This is a genomic window from Ligilactobacillus sp. 110_WCHN (genome assembly GCF_030518115.1).
In the GTDB taxonomy this organism is placed as follows: Bacteria; Bacillota; Bacilli; order Lactobacillales; family Lactobacillaceae; genus Ligilactobacillus; species Ligilactobacillus aviarius_C.
Genome location: NZ_JAULLI010000001.1, coordinates 1 through 15,974, shown reverse-complemented (window position 1 = coordinate 15,974; position 15,974 = coordinate 1). Strand labels below are relative to the sequence as shown.

Annotated in this window: 15 protein-coding genes, 1 tRNA gene and 1 pseudogene; 3 read left to right on the top strand and 14 right to left on the bottom strand. The window is 34.3% G+C overall.

Annotation, left to right across the window (positions count from 1 at the left end):
- Window positions 1-73: 73 nt before the first annotated feature.
- Window positions 74-943, bottom strand: a complete 870-nt coding sequence (locus tag Q3C15_RS00080; protein WP_302703409.1) for a S1 RNA-binding domain-containing protein — start codon at window positions 941-943, stop codon at window positions 74-76.
- 16 nt (window positions 944-959) lie between these two features.
- Window positions 960-1,415 (bottom strand): DUF441 domain-containing protein, encoded by a 456-nt coding sequence (locus tag Q3C15_RS00075; RefSeq protein WP_283580501.1) that lies wholly within the window; start codon window positions 1,413-1,415, stop codon window positions 960-962.
- A 297-nt stretch (window positions 1,416-1,712) separates the two neighbouring features.
- Between Q3C15_RS00075 and Q3C15_RS00070 the strand changes: the two genes are divergently transcribed.
- Both Q3C15_RS00070 and Q3C15_RS00065 read left to right on the top strand, forming a co-directional pair.
- On the top strand, window positions 1,713-2,087 hold the full coding sequence (locus Q3C15_RS00070) for a hypothetical protein (RefSeq protein WP_057827390.1): 375 nt from the start codon (window positions 1,713-1,715) through the stop codon (window positions 2,085-2,087).
- A gap of 82 nt (window positions 2,088-2,169) precedes the next feature.
- Window positions 2,170-2,257, top strand: a tRNA-Ser gene (locus Q3C15_RS00065).
- A 264-nt stretch (window positions 2,258-2,521) separates the two neighbouring features.
- On the opposite strand, the gene Q3C15_RS08670 is transcribed toward Q3C15_RS00065, so the two are convergent.
- From Q3C15_RS08670 to Q3C15_RS00030, 8 genes are all read right to left on the bottom strand, one after another.
- Complete coding sequence (locus tag Q3C15_RS08670; protein WP_368045385.1) at window positions 2,522-2,821, bottom strand: CPBP family glutamic-type intramembrane protease; 300 nt, start codon at window positions 2,819-2,821, stop codon at window positions 2,522-2,524.
- A 7-nt stretch (window positions 2,822-2,828) separates the two neighbouring features.
- Window positions 2,829-3,137 carry a hypothetical protein gene (locus Q3C15_RS00060; RefSeq protein WP_302703408.1) on the bottom strand — a complete coding sequence of 103 codons (309 nt, stop codon included), beginning with the start codon at window positions 3,135-3,137 and terminating at the stop codon, window positions 2,829-2,831.
- A gap of 108 nt (window positions 3,138-3,245) precedes the next feature.
- Complete coding sequence (locus Q3C15_RS00055) at window positions 3,246-3,785, bottom strand: hypothetical protein (RefSeq protein ID WP_302703407.1); 540 nt, start codon at window positions 3,783-3,785, stop codon at window positions 3,246-3,248.
- Between the two features lie 40 nt (window positions 3,786-3,825).
- Window positions 3,826-4,323 carry a hypothetical protein gene (locus Q3C15_RS00050; protein ID WP_302703406.1) on the bottom strand — a complete coding sequence of 166 codons (498 nt, stop codon included), beginning with the start codon at window positions 4,321-4,323 and terminating at the stop codon, window positions 3,826-3,828.
- A 374-nt stretch (window positions 4,324-4,697) separates the two neighbouring features.
- On the bottom strand, window positions 4,698-4,910 hold the full coding sequence (locus Q3C15_RS00045; RefSeq protein ID WP_302703405.1) for an AbrB/MazE/SpoVT family DNA-binding domain-containing protein: 213 nt from the start codon (window positions 4,908-4,910) through the stop codon (window positions 4,698-4,700).
- 91 nt (window positions 4,911-5,001) lie between these two features.
- Window positions 5,002-5,175 carry a hypothetical protein gene (locus Q3C15_RS00040; RefSeq protein ID WP_098034961.1) on the bottom strand — a complete coding sequence of 58 codons (174 nt, stop codon included), beginning with the start codon at window positions 5,173-5,175 and terminating at the stop codon, window positions 5,002-5,004.
- 10 nt (window positions 5,176-5,185) lie between these two features.
- The gene (locus Q3C15_RS00035; RefSeq protein ID WP_302703504.1) at window positions 5,186-5,752 is read right to left on the bottom strand and encodes a hypothetical protein; all 567 of its coding nucleotides are present in this window, start codon (window positions 5,750-5,752) and stop codon (window positions 5,186-5,188) included.
- On the bottom strand, window positions 5,752-6,681 hold the full coding sequence (locus Q3C15_RS00030) for a hypothetical protein (protein WP_302703404.1): 930 nt from the start codon (window positions 6,679-6,681) through the stop codon (window positions 5,752-5,754). The genes Q3C15_RS00035 and Q3C15_RS00030 overlap by 1 nt, the downstream gene beginning before the upstream one ends.
- A gap of 219 nt (window positions 6,682-6,900) precedes the next feature.
- Here Q3C15_RS00030 and Q3C15_RS00025 point away from each other — a divergent pair.
- A pseudogene (locus Q3C15_RS00025) lies at window positions 6,901-7,481 on the top strand (hypothetical protein).
- A 122-nt stretch (window positions 7,482-7,603) separates the two neighbouring features.
- Here the strand turns inward: Q3C15_RS00025 and Q3C15_RS00020 are convergent.
- Genes Q3C15_RS00020 through Q3C15_RS00005 form a run of 4 tightly spaced genes read right to left on the bottom strand, consistent with a single transcriptional unit; the run spans window position 7,604 to window position 15,693 of the window.
- Window positions 7,604-9,478 carry a DEAD/DEAH box helicase gene (locus Q3C15_RS00020; RefSeq protein WP_302703503.1) on the bottom strand — a complete coding sequence of 625 codons (1,875 nt, stop codon included), beginning with the start codon at window positions 9,476-9,478 and terminating at the stop codon, window positions 7,604-7,606.
- Entirely contained in the window at window positions 9,471-10,754 is a 1,284-nt protein-coding gene (locus Q3C15_RS00015) for a hypothetical protein (protein WP_302703403.1), read from the bottom strand. The genes Q3C15_RS00020 and Q3C15_RS00015 overlap by 8 nt, the downstream gene beginning before the upstream one ends.
- 9 nt (window positions 10,755-10,763) lie before the next feature.
- A complete protein-coding gene (locus Q3C15_RS00010) occupies window positions 10,764-13,748 on the bottom strand; it encodes a type III restriction-modification system endonuclease (protein WP_302703402.1) in 2,985 nt (994 codons plus the stop codon).
- A gap of 1 nt (window position 13,749) precedes the next feature.
- Window positions 13,750-15,693 (bottom strand): site-specific DNA-methyltransferase, encoded by a 1,944-nt coding sequence (locus Q3C15_RS00005; RefSeq protein ID WP_302703401.1) that lies wholly within the window; start codon window positions 15,691-15,693, stop codon window positions 13,750-13,752.
- Between the last annotated feature and the right edge of the window lie 281 nt (window positions 15,694-15,974).

Here is a 15,974-nt window from a genome sequence, read left to right as displayed (position 1 = left end):
ATGCTTTCCTCTTATGCAAGGGTATAACCTTTTTACGTTAATGTACCATATTTCAATCTGAATGACAAAAAGGTTAATTTTGATCATTCAAAATCAGTAAGCCATCTTCTTGGTGAACAAGGCCGGCCTTCATTAAATGACCAACCGCCCGTTTAAAGGCCCCCTTACTGATTCCAAAGTATGCTTTGATCTCATCCGGACTGCTCTTATCCGTATATGGCAACACGTGAGCTTGGGAATGTTGTAAAGCTGCTAAAATCATTTGCGCATCGTCACCAATTGCTTCAAATGCCCGCGGCTTTAATGATAAATTCAATTCACCGCGATCATTGACACCGATCACCCGCGCATTGACCACTTCACCCAACCGCGGTTCAACTTCCCGCTCGGATGGATGAATAAATCCTAACTGGTAATCACTTGTAATCACGTGCGTTCCCGTGATTTTTAACATATAAACCGTTGCGGTCACATCCTTGTTTTTCATTGAAGCATCCGCCTTATCGCTGACTCCATGAAACATTGAGTCCGTTGCAAGTTCCCCCCAAATTCGGCCCTTATCGTCAACTGATAATGCAACCATCAACCGATCACCCTTTGCCGGCCACAATTCAGCCATTGCCGGCATATCATCCATTGAAACGACAACGTCTTTATTTGGCAAGCCGATATTGACAAAGACCCCTAGATTACGTTGAACCTTAACGACTGTTCCCCAAGCATACTTGTCAATCCCGCTTTTCGGTGGATTTTTCGTTAATTGGAGTTCATGATTTTCATTTTCATAAGCCCAGCCAGAAATCTTTGATCCCATCTTCGGCATTTTGATCAGTTCACTTTTATCCAATTTAAAAGTCAAGCCGTCAATTTGCGCAAAAACAAATTCGTCATTTTCATCCGTTACCGTTGCCGTAACGTTTTGTGCCATAATATCCTTTAACATGTCTTCACCTTTTTACTTATAAACTTAAATGCAACAATGAAATAATTACAAAGGTAATTCCGCTCGCAATCACCGGTCCCGCAGCGATTCCCTTAAAGAGAACCACTCCGAGAATCGTTCCGAATACCAACGCAACCGTGACTTGCGGCGAAACTGATAATTGGTTAACGCCCCATTTTGAAAGGATTGCAACTAAGATTCCGCATCCAATCGCAACCCAGCCGCCAGGTGATTTAAAAACATCAATTAGCTCCTTGAACCCAATCTGGCCGGTCGCAATCGGAATTAAAATTGAAATTGAAATAATCGTAACGCCCCAGTTGATTCCTTTACTATGGATCGTTTCCATCCACTTTTGCGCAAATGGCAATAATTTCAATAACATCACAACCACCGTTGCAAAAATCAATGAATTATTCTTTCCAAAAATCGCGACTGCTAAAATTAATGCCAAAAACAGCCAACTTTCCATCGTTAATTCCTCGTTTCAAAATCTAATACTCCCTATTCTAACGGAATTAATGCTTTTTTTCAAAATTGCTTAAGATAAAAAAAACTTCACTCCGTATCCGGAGCGAAGATTTGGTCGATATTCTTTCACTCACCTACTAGAATGAAAGCTCCTTCATCAACCATCTTTAGTGTAGTTCCATTGGCTCTAATTTCCAAGAATTTTGCTTTAAGAAACGCCGCCAAGTGTTTTGGTAAAAAGTTTAACTAAAATTGTGATATGATAGTAAAGTATTTTTTGAAGAAAGGAGTTTGGAGTATGTCTAAGAAATTAAAAATTAATACCTGGACCGCAATTCTTAATATTGTGAACTGTGTATTATTTACCATTTCATGGTTTGTCATTTTTGGAACAGCCTTTACCGATGCGTTAGGCTCAACAGCGAATGCAACTAGCGGAGCTGCAACGTTCTTTTATGTCATGGCCTGGATTGGGGTTGTTTTAAATGCAATCTGCATTTACCAATCACACAAGTATGGCATTAAAATGACAGGCGGAATTTTAGGTACCATTGGCAGCGTTTGTTTTGGATTAACTGCAGTGCTTGCATTCCCAGCAATTGTTCTTTTAATTATTTCATGCGTGTTCTTATTCCAACAACATCCTGCAAACAATGGTAACCAAAACCAATAATTGAAAATTATAAAAAATGTCGCCGATGCGGCATTTTTTTATTGCTGGCATGAATAATTACTGATATAATACTAGCTGTTATGGAGAGTTGGCAGAGTGGTAATGCAGCGGACTCGAAATCCGCCGAACCGGCTATAACCGGCGCGCAGGTTCAAATCCTGTACTCTCCTTTTTGATAAATCTTATCCTTTACTTGAACACCGTAAAACGTTGATTTTACGGTGTTTTTGTTTTTCTATAAATCATTTTCCAAAGCATTTGGAGAACAAATTGAGAACTTCGTTGCACATTTGTTGCACACTCAGCTAATTTTGACTAGTTTGAAAAGCCGAAAATTATCTATAATAACACAAAAAAGTTCACCACGCATATGCGATGAACTTTTCCAGTTACGTAGAGGCAAGGTTATTTACGTTGCACTGTAACTTTCCAAATTAAAAAATTGCAGATGTAACGAATGACAGTAAATTCCATGAGATATGAAATACCGTATTTACCCGCCAATCCTTTGTTCGATAATACAACAAACATAATACTGCACTAATTAATGCATATGCAGTTATGTTCAATATGATGGAAATTAACGATTGGTTTGTTGATATCATATGAGCACATACAAATAGCACTGTGCTAATTGTTCCTAAAATAACTGGATGTTTGGTATTTCCCATTATCCCTGTCCGAAATGTACCTTCTTCAACGATTGGTGCAATTATTACTCCTAATACCGTCATTATCCATTTAGTACTTTGGATTAATCAATTGTTGGTTAGCTGACGTGCTTGAAAAATGTGATATAACCTCTTCTACAATAAGTAAAACAATCAACGTGAGGACAATAAATTTAATATATTTGGAAAAACGAGATAGTTTTACATTGATTAATTTTTGATACCACATTTGAAGAAAAATAACTCCTATTACTGATACCAATAATAAAATTATCTCTATTAGAGCTTTAGTTTTAATCAATACAAATGCTAAACCTAACTGTTCTACAAAAAACATCAAAATAAGCAAAAATCTACAAAACGCCTTTTTTACATTCATATTCACTTTTCTCCCTTAATAAAATGTACAATTACTTATGTTACTAATATAGCATATCAAAAAAGTTCACCACATAATATGCGATGAACTTCATGAGTAGTCTCAGTACTACTTAATATCCAATTCTGATTTTAAGCGATTAACCGCTGATTCTAATCCTTTTGAACTTCTACATGTCATTAGATTTAATGATATAGAGATAACATTATTGCCCTTAGTTAAATCATAGGGCAATCCTTCACAAGTTGTTTTGGTCTTAACTAAAAGAACAGTAAATTTAAGACTTATTAAATGAGTACTTAATCCTTTAATTTCTATGTCTGCTATATCATCAAAATTAATCTTCTTTGCATCTTCCGTTTCAACCTTACCCGCCATTCCGTTAAACTCATAATTTAGAGCCTTACGAAAATAAATGATTCGATGATCAAAGTCAATTTTTAATGGCGAACTAATTGCCGCACAGAAAGAAATAACTACACAAACCAAAAGTCCCATAAGTGTAACTTCTATTACATTCATCAATGTAAAATGAAGAAAAAAATTAATGATAAGAGCGATAGGTAAACAACTAAAAAGACATATATAACACATAAAGAATAACCACTTAATTGAAGATTCTTCAGCAATAAATTCATCCTTTTTCAAAGCAAATACTCCCTCACTAAAATTATCAAAACATTTAGTATTATTTAATATCCAATTCTGAATTTAGACGTTTAATCGCATCATCTAAATCCTTTATGCTTTTGCTAGTAGGAAAATATAAATTAGCGGATACAGTCATTCCATCATTAATCGTCATCCCTGTTTTCTCATGCGGTTCTTTGACATCAATATTAATCATTCGATATATACTTTCTCGACTAACAGAAATTTTTGAAATTTCATCAAAACGAACATCCGTCGTTCGCTTACTAAACAAAACCGGATTTTTTACAGTGATCATATTTTTGTCGAAATCAAACACTAATACAGACTTAGCAAACAAAAGCCAAATGCATATTCCCAGTGAAACAACTAATCCTAATCCAACACCAATTACAGCAATCCACATACAAGCTTGAAACACTAACTTTGGACTATCAGATCTATTAGAGTAGCAAAACCAAAATATAATTGCAAATGCAACGATAGCAATTAACCATTTAACAAAAGATTGATGAATTTTATACTTGTTTTTCATTTAAAATCCCCCTAGATTTTTATATAACTTTGGAATTATATCAAACATCAAAATAAATATCAAAAAAGCGGAACATATTCATAATAAGCATGTCCCGTCTAGTAATTTAATATTCAATTACATTTATATTCATTTTTCTTTAATAAATTATGTACATACAAAAAACTCACCGTTAATTAAGCAAAACGGTGAGGATTCATGAGTAATTGTTGATCAAATATAGTTGGGTTAGTTTCGTGTAAAGACTGATCAACAAAAATTGAACGGAAAGTAAGTGGCCTACTTTCCATTTAGAATTATATATGATTAGACCAGTTAGTCAACAATTTTATTATCATAAAATTATAGATAAATAAATATATTGAATAACTCTCTTATTCTCCATCCACCAAATATTCCTCAACACTTTCTTGAACTTCATCGTCCAACTCTAACGATTCCTTTTTCAAAATAATTACATTATCTTTTACATCTAATACCAATTTGGCATTTCGTAAATCATCAATTCCAATTTTCCTTAAAATTTCACGCGGAATCAACACTCCCTGCGCACTTCCCCATTTGTATAAATTAACTAAAATTGACATCTAAATCTCCCCTGACATATTTCGTGATGGTATCTTTTTTTGAATGGTATCATTAATCAAAATATGGAAGCAAATCAATCTTTTTAACTTTTTATTGATCCGCTGCATCCTGACTTTCCTTCTTGACCCGCTCAATTTCATCTTCAAAACCACTTAAAGCAGCGAATGGCAAAAAGATTGCGGCACGTTCGGCCATTGGCATTCGCGGATGAGCTTGCGACTGATGGTATGGAATTTTAATAATTTGCCGGTAATCGTACTTCATTTTGTTCCTCCTAAGCTAGATGACCGCCAATTTGCAGGTTACGCCGGCGAGTCATCGAAATTTCTTGAAGATCCATTGCTTTGTAAATTGCGTTTTGGCCAAAACGATCCTTAATTGTTAAAATCGCATTTTGACAATCCATTTCACGCTGCTCGTCATATTTAGAATGTCCCCGCGGATTGTTTTGCAAAAAAAAATCAGTCTGTTCATACTCTTGAAAATCATCAGCCACCATTTCATCGATCACCTCTTCCGCCGTAATTGTGATTCGCCGAATTAAATAGCGTGGATCAACGTAGTCATCAAAAAGTTGCTGCAAAGCCTTCCGAATAACGGAATTCGCATTTGTCGGATGTGGTAATTCAATGCTTTTTCGAATCGAATGCGGTCGTTTGCGGCCAAACCGGTCAATTTCGACCTCATCAACATTGGAAACCAAGCCAAATGTCTTTTCATCATAATGAATACTTAAGTTTAATTCTTGCGCAAGCTGATGAGTTCCTGCCAGTTTCAATGCAATCTCATCACTCATTTCACTTAGGATCACCTGACTTTGCGCAAACGTGTATGGTTTCATCAATAGCTGGCCCACACACAGACAATGCCGTTTCGGCTCGTATGCTTTAATATCCTGGGTTCATAACCCCAGGCGTGATCGATCAAAACCTCGGCAGCCTTGCCAAAAGTCCGGTATAACAATTCATCATTGTACTGGTCATTCAATTTCAGCTGATTAGCAGAACATGCCGCAATTTCTCCCATAGTATGAATTCCCAGCTTATCCAGTCGACGCGCATAGCCCTTTCCAACCCGCCAAAAATCTGTGATCGGTTCATGGTTCCACAACAGCTTACGGTATTTCATGCCATTTAGTTCTGCAATTTTAACGCCGTGCTTGGTGGGTGTCATATGCTTGGCTAAAATATCCATTGCGACCTTTGCCAAGTATAGATTGGTCCCAATCCCAACCGTCGCTGTGAGTCCCGTTTCGTGATAAACATCATCGATGATCTTTTCAGCCAATTCCCGCGCTGTACAGTCATATACCTTTAAATACGGCGTAACATCAATGAATGCCTCGTCAATTGAATAAACGTAAACATCTTCCGGCGCAATGTACCGCAAATAGATACCGTAAACCTGAGCACTGACCTCTTCATAATATTTCATCCGCGGTCGCGCAATCACATAATCCAAACCAATTGCGGGATTTGATCGAACTTCTTTCCGGTCGACCGAATAATCTTTCAATCGATGACCGACCACCTGCCGCTTTCGGCGGTAATTAAAATCATTAACCTTCTGTTTGACCTGGAATAGCCGTGACCGACTACAAATTCCAAAGCTTTTCAGTGCCGGTGAAACCGCCAAACAAATCGTCTTATCTGTCCGACTTTCGTCAGCAACTACCAAATTTGTATGTAATGGATCATAATTCCGCGCAATACATTCAACGGAGGCATAAAATGACTTCAAATCGATGGCGATGTAACTTTTGCGTTTCATGTTTTCCTCCTTATCGAACATATGTTTGTTTTTACAAATTATAATATAGCATATTCTTTTTCGAAAAACACCTATAAAAAATATTTATTTAAGCGATTTGAATTTATGATTCATAAAATCCTTATTTTTAATAATTTTTTATTCACATGAAATTTTAAAATTCGATATGCTAATCATCGTGTTTAAAAACGCATACTAGAGAAATGAGAGGAGATCATAATGGATCATCAAATTGAAATCCAACATCCGTGGCTCGCTTTGATGGGCCCAATTATCGGGGCGTTCGTTGGAATACTTTCCAAAACTTCACTAAACATTGCACTTCCGCAATTGTCGCAAAGTCTTAACATCGACAATGCGACCCTTCAGTGGATCGTTACCGGTTATACGCTTGTAATCGGAATTATCCTTCCACTTTCAAGCCTCTTAACTAAATGGTTTACGACCCGGCAAATCATCACTACTGGCATCGGCGCATTATCGCTGCCCACGTGATTTTAATGATCGGTTGTCCGCTTGCAATGTCACCATCTCAAACGCACGCCTTAAATTCACTTGAAATTTATGAATCAGCCGATGGAAGTACGATCATCAACACCCTTCAACAGATCGTCGGCGCAATCGCAACCGCAATGTCAACCAGCCTGCTTCAAATGGGAATTACTGCTTCTCATGGTGCAAGCAGTGCCGTGGCCTTTACACACGGAGTTCATAATGGAATCATCTTTACGATCGTCCTCGCTGTGATTGGGTTACTAATTGCATTGTCGATTAACAATAAAAATGAACTGCGGCATTAAAATTTGACTGAATATTTAGCACAGGTGAGAAGATCATCGGTGCTAATTTTTTAGGTAAAATAAAAGAGATTGTCTATTGAATTCTCAGTCACAACCTCTTTAAAATCTATGAAAATTATTTTTTACTTTCCATCAATAATTCGTTTAACTTCTTCAAGATAATCATCTGTATATTCCGGAACAAGTAAATCCCCTTCAATTGCGTCTAACATTACTTGCTCCTTCTCTTTAAGTCGTTCATAAATAGCATGATCAACAAATCCCGACTCTGCTGCAGTCCCATTTGTCATCAAATAGTAATACCTTGTATATTGATCATCAGGTAACCCCAAACGGTGAATTCGATCACGTGATTGCAACATAAAAGTTAAGTTGAAATTATATTCAAAGTAAATTGCATCGTGAACAGTTTGATGCAATGAAATCGATTCTCCTAAAGTATTTGGATTTGAAATCAGGACTTGAACATCTCCATTTCTAAATTCATCAATCATTCCCTCACGATCACTTTTAGGAGTTGCACCGTAAACTAGAGTTGATTTAATCCCTTCATCAGATAAAGCATCTTGAATTTTATGCATTGTATCAACAAACATTGCCCAAATTAAAACCTTTTTCCTCTGAGAAACCAATTGTTTTGTAAGTTCAATACCTTTAATAAATTTCGGTGCTTGAATTTGTTCCAAAGGTAAATCAACGTATTGATTACTTTCGCTTTGTGATTCTTTCTCAATTTTTGCCTTATTAGAATCCCATTCTTTTGATTCACCTTCAATTAATCCTAAATCACTATAATTAATATTTTTTCTAAGTAATGAAGGATTAGTTGAAGCTTGAATCAAGCGGATATATCGAGCTAATGCACTTTGTTCGACTTCATGAATCCTTTCGGCAAGTCCCAACTGGGGTCCAGATGGATCTACTTCAATTAGGTGGTCTGCTTCAGCCGGCGGAACATTGAGATCTTTCTTAGTTGTTCTCCAAAAAAACGGTCCTAATTTTTGATTAACTTCATCCGGATCGGCATTATCAAGCTCATTTACATCCCAACCAAAAAATTTTGAATATTCATCCGGATACATTATATGTAAGAAATTATATATATCCTTATAACCGTTAGGAATCGGAGTTCCTGTTAATACATAACGGTAACGTGGTGCTTTATTTAAGCTCAATGCTGCCTTGGCCCGCTTACTTGTAGTTCCTTTAATTCGATGAACCTCATCAAAGACAATCATCGTTTTGTCATCAATTAACTCATTAATCACTTCTAATTTGCTTGAAAGTGATTCAAAATTAATAACAATTACATTTTTCTTTGGCCAGTCAAGCTTAATATTATTTTGATTCTTATAGCGGTCATCTTTTAAGTCCATGAAATTCAACTGCCGTTTTTCTCCAAAAACTGCAACAAACTCTTTTCTCCATGCCTCAAAAGCGTTTAACGGACAGACCACTAAAAGACGATCAACCTCATTAATTTTTGGACTTGATAAGTACGCAAATGCTCCATACATCATTGCTGTTTTCCCAGCTCCTGGAACTGAAAAATTCGCAGCTCGTTTCATTTTAGTTAAGAAAAAACTAGCTCTTTCTTGTTCTTTCTTTAAGGAACGTGAAACTTCTTGACTAACGACCTTACAAAAATCTGCTAACTCTTTATCCCATCGATGGTCGGCATCTTTAATTGTTAAGCCCGCATCACTTTGCTCTTTAATGTAATATTTACTTTGCTTAATAAATTCCTGATATTTTTGACTTAACTTAACAGTTGGAAATCCTTTTTTATCAAGACGTTTATTTAAACTATTAATTAATTTTTCAATTTGAACATACGTGACCTCATCGTTAAAAATCATCTGTTCTTGATCTTTAAAATATGGGTTAAAGATCTTTAGTTTTCGTTGTGCAACTGAAGACTGTAAAGTTTGGTTTTCATCATCAACTAATTGAAAATTGCCATTTTGATTCTTAATAATTTCGGGTTGATTACGCATTCTTATACTCCTCAAAAAGATCTTCACTGGTAATTAAAATTTCACGCATTTGATTCCGTAATGCTTCTTTTTGGTCATCACTTAACTGTTCAAATCGCATTGTTCCCCGTAATCCTCCCTGAGATTTCACGTCTTTAAGTTTCTTGGCAATTTTTGAAATATCTTTGATAAAGGAATCAATATTTTCATCCTTCTTAGCATTATCAAGGTATTCATCATAAATATCGTTAAATTCTTCAAACGAATCCTTTGAATCGGTAATTGCTTTACTTAGCGAAGCTGCTCCCGTAATTTCATGCTCTAATAAATCATCTTGAATATCTTCAACAATGTCTTCAACTTCACTGTTAAATTCATTGTTTTCCTTTTTCTTGATGATGTTCTTCTTATAGTCACGTCCTTCATAGGCCATCGTTCCACCGGCACCTTGACCAATTCTTGACAGTACCCATACAAAGAACGTTAATTTAGTTTCATTTTTATTAACCTCTGAATCTTCACTTTTACCAAAAGTTGTTCTCAAGGTTTTAGTCATTTCATAAAATACTGAATACGTTCCGATTTCTTTAATCAAATAATATGCATCCTGTGGTACACCAATGAACTCTAAGAATTCGCGCATCAAAACAACCGCATTAAAATTATCTTTCACTTCTTGTTTCTTCATATTAGCTTTTTCAGCATAATCATTAAGTGTAAATAAATTTTCATCAGCGGTTGTTCGGTAAATATCAACGGCTTTATCTAACGGATCATAGTCTTGCCGCTCTTCAACACCCATTTGAATTGCTAATTCAAGACTTTTAATTCGTTGACGATCAACCTTTTTGTCATATGAGAATGGTAAAATAACAGCTTCAAAATAGCCATTCTTGCCACTTTCATTTTGTAATTCTCTTAGTGCCGTGAATCGCCGATTACCATCAATGATTCGTCCATCGTCCAACACATATCCAAAAACCTTTTGACCATCTTTTTCGATATCTTTTTTTGTTCGGTTAAGCTTTGATGAATTATCTTTACGAATTAGTTTCGCAATTTGGTCATTATATTCTGGATTAATACTGTCCGAAACTGGTTCAAGATCAATTCGTTCTTTTTCCATTTCGGAAGCAATTCGCCCATTTTCATCATTGTAATATAGATATTTCAATGGAACTTGATATACATCCAATAATGAAGAATTAAGCTCTTCAATTTTAATTGGAAGTTTTGGCTTCGCTCCCGTTTTCTTAAATTCACCGTCTTCTACTAATTTTGTAAGTGAAATGCTCATATTTACTTTTTATTCCTCTCCTTCTTGAATTCTTCTTAACTTTTCTTGGACCTCTTGATCGCTGGTTGCCATCATATAGTAAATTCCGCTTTCATGTAACTGTTCAAAATACTTTTCCTGAATTTTAACAATTTGATTATCACTTTCACGACGATTCTCAGCTTTGGTTTCAACCATTAGATATTTAGGATCCTCTCCATCCTTTTCGATTTTAAAAATAAAGTCTGGTGTGGTTGTCCCATGATCATATCGTGGGATTTTAATTGCTTGCTTTGGTAACTTACCATAAACAGTAATTTTTTGATTATCGTAGTTATGTTTTAAAATATCTAATTCCGGATCGTCACTATCAAAACGTAATGGCGGACGATCATAAAGATATTTATTATCTGCTTCGGTTGCACTAATACTATTGACCCCAATAGTGCTTGCAGATACCGTATCAAGAAAATCATCTTTTTCATAATCATAAACTGATGTTGAAGCATTAAAATCTAATGACTCATAATGATAAAGATTAGCAAAAAAGTTATTAAATCGTTCATTGAAATCCTTTATCAGATTATTCATTGTAATTTCGTTAATAAAGTCTTTATCATTATTTACTGATTTCATTCCTTCAATTGTATACTTATTGATCGTTGATGGTTGCAAGCCAGTTGCTCGCGATATTTGTTCAAGAAATTTACCATAACTCATGGTTTCATATTGAGGTGCCTCATAATCTTCTTTTTGTTCACTGATTACGGCTTCTTCATCAACATGAACTCTTTGTTTGATATTTTGAACAGCCTGTTTTACATAATTATCGCTATTTGAAAAAGCAGCTTTCGCGATGCCTTCAACCTGATTTTCCTGACCGCGATCAAAAACAACCATTGAACGTCGAACAAGTTTTAACCAAATTTTTCGTAATTTATTCCAGTTTTCTTTATTTAACTTTACTTCTGTTGATTCTGGATGTTTATTCATATCACGAACTTTATCACTCGCAACTTTCTTCTGTTTTACAACTGGATATAATTCTTCAAGCGCTTCAAAACCTGACATTGTTTTTCCATTAAGTTCAACTTTGTCATAGAAATTTCCAGAATAATCGATAATATTATGTTTTCCCAAGTTATTTTTTAATTTGTCTGCATCGAATTCCGGATCTGTTTTTTGACGTTCTTCAACAATTAACTTAATTATATTTTCATCAAGCTTTTCTTCGTTCAATTGAACATCCACGTCACTATTAATTTCATTAACTAATGTGTTTGCAAAATCTTTTTCATCATATCCAATTAAAAATGATAACCGACTTTCAAATTTATCTTGATGAACTCGATTACCATTTTCATCAACTGGCAAACGAAGTCCACGACCAACTTCTTGGATCTTACTATTTTCTGATCCCGATGTTCTTAACTTGGCAATTACAAAAACATTTGGATTATCCCAGCCTTCACGCAAAGTCCATTTTGAGAAAAGAAAACGTCGCGTTATCCAATTTCCATCTTTATCCTTAAAACTAAGCATCTTTTCTTTGTTTTTAAGGATGTCATCAACTTCAGCTTGAATATCATCGTCTGGGTTTTTCCGACCATTATCGCCGCTAAAATATCCAGCATACACCTGTTGATGTTCTGAGTTTAAACTTTTAAGAGTTGCTTGTAAAAAATCACAGTATTCTTGTTCACGTTTATTCGTTGCACGTGAATAATATTTTATTCGATCATTTAATTTTTTACGCAATAATTTTTCAAATTTCTCAGTTAACCAGCCTTTTTCACGTCCAGTTCCATCTGACTTTCTTCGGCCATAACTATCAATGCTATCAATAAAAAATAACGATAAAGTTTTAATTTTAGGAGCACCATTCTTTCGAAGAAAGTTTCGCTCTTCAATTCTAAAATGCTCATCAATTGCTTGTTTAATAATTCTTTCTTGATATGATTCAGTAAATGTTCCCGGAATTAGTTTCATTCCTGGCACAATTTCTAAATTGTTCGATAATTTTCCTTGCTTTGTTGATCCACCATCATACGTGATCGACCCTTCAAACCAATTATCAGCTACCGCAAGGTTTTCACCGGTTTGAACAACTTTTTCTTTACCATTTGGATCTTGTAAAATTAGTTCATTCTTTCCTGTTGACTTTACTTTGTATGTATCCTTAATAATTTCGTTTGATAACATCGGATAAGTAATATCTATTCCTTTTACAAGACCTTGATTAAAACTTTCAACCGCATTCAAATTATATTGGGGCTTTCCTTGATAATACTGTGCCTTTTCAACTGCATTTTTTCCTCTGCCAACTTTCTTCTTAGGAAAAGTTGCTCCAAACCGGATGATCGATTGTGGTTTCAAATTCATTATATTTTTATAACCAGCATTTCCCTCTGCAAAGCGATGAGGTTCATCAATAATCACTACTGGACGAGTGGCAGCAATCGCCTTAATTGGTGAAGTCTCTCCACCGGCTAAAGTTTGATCATAGTCATTCCGTTTCATTGATTTTGAATTAAGCATCCCTGCATTAATTAGTAAAACCTCAATTTGATTTGAATTTGCACGCGAACTTTCAATAAATTCAGTTAATTGCGACGGAAAATTTCTTCTTCCACCCTTCGCTTTAAAATCACCATTATTAATAACGTTTAACTGAATATGAGTATTCTCATAAAATTGACTAAAATGTTGCTTGGCATAGTCACTTTCAATAAAGCTCTTTGTCCCTTCTTTGATGCTTGGTAATGGAACAACAATCACAAATTTAAAAATCCCCCGCTTATGCAATTCGTACATCATTCGCGTATAAACATACGTTTTACCTGTTCCCGTTTCCATTTTAATATCAATAAAATAATCTTTTTCATAGGCATGCTCAATTAATGGGTTAGCAAAATTTAATGAATCTGACTTTAAGTGATCAATTGCTGGAAAAGTTTCATTAATTCGCTTTAAGGCTTCACTTTGATGTTGTAATTCTTCTAAAACAATTTTCATATTAGTACCTCTTAATTAAATTAACTTTTGAATTTAATTGTGAAAGTCCACGTTCAAGCTCTTTTATATCCATTACATTAAATGAATAGCCATATACTACAATTGACTGGAATTTCATTTTATTTGTTCCAAGTTGATTTAACAATTCTTTTATTTGCTTTGAATTTAAATTACCATCAATTAAATATAGCCGTGTATCTTTAATTCCATAAGCTTTATAACCTGCAAAATTATATTCAACTAAATCGTCAGTATTAAAGTCGTATCCGTCTTCTGCCAACCAAGTTGTTAAGATGGTATCTTCACCACTAGCATTTCCAGGCACTCCTAAAGCAGAGCTTGAAAAACTATCAATCATATCAGAAACTAATTCATATCTTTCAGGATCAAAATCATAAATTTTATCCAATGTTTCTTTTTGAGGAGATACCACACAATAATGTTTAAATCCTCCATCGAAATTTTCATCTAAATCAGGATTTTCATCTTTAATTTTCTTAGCAGCTCTCTTAATTCGTTCACGACTAATTTCGTCAATACTCATGTATCCAGCATCAAAAGCTGCTTTCCCACCTTTTGTTGGTCTCTTATTACCGTTCTTATCTACTTCATATGTTTTTTCAGGTAACTGAACCATGATAAATTTACGTTTTCCACCATCTTCAGCATTTAATTGCATGACTGCATCGGCTGTGGTTGCAGAACCAGCAAAAAAATCTAAAACATTAAATTCTTTTGACGGAAAGCTTTTTATTAATTTCTTTATAAAATTTACCGGTTTAGGACTTGAAAATAATGATTGTCCATTAAAATAATTATCTCTTACTTCTTTAGTTCCCACGCTGTTTAAATAATTAGAACTAATAAACGTAAGCGATTCAAAAGTTTTATATTCATCTTTTAATTCTTTTTTATATTTTTTAACAAAAAATCCTCTTCTTCCTTTTTTTATATCCTTCTCCCAAATTACTTTGCCTTCTTTAATCCATTTATTAAAAGTATCGTATGAAAATGCCCAATATCTTCCTTCTGGGGGAAAATCAATTTGTCCTGTGTACGGATTCTTTATTTCAAAAGCCATACTACTTCCACCACTTCTAGCACTTGGATTATCTTTAATCCATTCACCATTTTTATCATTATCTGGATTTTTATAATTACTAAAATCCTTTCGATCTCCTCTTAATGACAAAGCTTTTTTTGAAAAAATTTTTATATATTCATGTTGTTGGTTAAATCCGTTTCCTGAATCACTGTTACTAGTTCTAGTTTTTCTAATCATATCTCCAACATAATTCATTTCTCCAAAAATATCATTTAAAACTAAATTTAAGTTTGCCTCCTCATTTTCATCTATAGAAACAAAGATAACACCATCATCCGTCAATAATTGTTTAGCCAACCATAACCTTGGATACATAAAAGTAAGCCATGCAGAATGACTTTTACTTCCCTTCAAAGCATTCAATTTTAAAATATCTTTTTCTGACATTCCAAATACTTCTTCAAGCTGTTTATCAGAATATTCAAATTTATCTGGATAAACAAAATCATCATTTCCCGTATTGTATGGTGGATCAATATAAATCACATCAATTTTATTCGAATAATTATTTCTCAAATGACGTAATACTTCTAAATTATCACCTGTAAAGAATAAATTCTTGCTATTCTTATTTTCTTCTTTTTGGTTATGTTCATTATCTGGAACAATCACAGAAGTTGGTGCATCACCCGCTTGTTTCCGTGCATAATCTTTCCCGATAAAGTTCAATTGATATCCTTCTGAAAATTCATTAACATCATTTTCTTTCAAGGCATTTTGAAATTTTTCAATATCAAAGCCTTCATCATTGAAAAACTCTGGCAGTTTATTTTTTAATTCCTCTAAAAACGCTGTATTTGGCTTAACATTTTCATTTGATTGAAGATGATCCCTAATCACAGCAATCACCTCCATTCAAATAAAAAAATCCATTTTTAAGTATATTAAATATACTTAAAAATGGATTAAATGACTTGACAAATAAACGTTGACCTACATAATCAACGTGTTGTGTTGTGTTGTGTTGTGTTGTGTTGTGTTGTGTTGTGTTGTGTTGTGTTGTGTTGTGTTGTGTTGTGTTGTGTTAAATTTAATGAACACTTTTTTCCTCTCCTTAACTATAAGTACTTTTATTATTATATAGCAAACTTACTTTTTCAAATCATTACAACTTTATATTT

Coding starts and splice junctions, on each gene's coding strand:
- Q3C15_RS00040 (WP_098034961.1), bottom strand. CDS start 5,175: ATGAAGTACGATTACCGGCAAATTATTAAAATTCCATACCATCAGTCG.
- Q3C15_RS00070 (WP_057827390.1), top strand. CDS start 1,713: ATGTCTAAGAAATTAAAAATTAATACCTGGACCGCAATTCTTAATATT.
- Q3C15_RS00035 (WP_302703504.1), bottom strand. CDS start 5,752: ATGAAACCATACACGTTTGCGCAAAGTCAGGTGATCCTAAGTGAAATG.
- Q3C15_RS00075 (WP_283580501.1), bottom strand. CDS start 1,415: ATGGAAAGTTGGCTGTTTTTGGCATTAATTTTAGCAGTCGCGATTTTT.
- Q3C15_RS00080 (WP_302703409.1), bottom strand. CDS start 943: ATGTTAAAGGATATTATGGCACAAAACGTTACGGCAACGGTAACGGAT.
- Q3C15_RS00010 (WP_302703402.1), bottom strand. CDS start 13,748: ATGAAAATTGTTTTAGAAGAATTACAACATCAAAGTGAAGCCTTAAAG.
- Q3C15_RS00020 (WP_302703503.1), bottom strand. CDS start 9,478: ATGCGTAATCAACCCGAAATTATTAAGAATCAAAATGGCAATTTTCAA.
- Q3C15_RS00060 (WP_302703408.1), bottom strand. CDS start 3,137: ATGAATGTAAAAAAGGCGTTTTGTAGATTTTTGCTTATTTTGATGTTT.
- Q3C15_RS00045 (WP_302703405.1), bottom strand. CDS start 4,910: ATGTCAATTTTAGTTAATTTATACAAATGGGGAAGTGCGCAGGGAGTG.
- Q3C15_RS00015 (WP_302703403.1), bottom strand. CDS start 10,754: ATGAGCATTTCACTTACAAAATTAGTAGAAGACGGTGAATTTAAGAAA.
- Q3C15_RS00030 (WP_302703404.1), bottom strand. CDS start 6,681: ATGAAACGCAAAAGTTACATCGCCATCGATTTGAAGTCATTTTATGCC.
- Q3C15_RS08670 (WP_368045385.1), bottom strand. CDS start 2,821: ATGACGGTATTAGGAGTAATAATTGCACCAATCGTTGAAGAAGGTACA.
- Q3C15_RS00050 (WP_302703406.1), bottom strand. CDS start 4,323: ATGAAAAACAAGTATAAAATTCATCAATCTTTTGTTAAATGGTTAATT.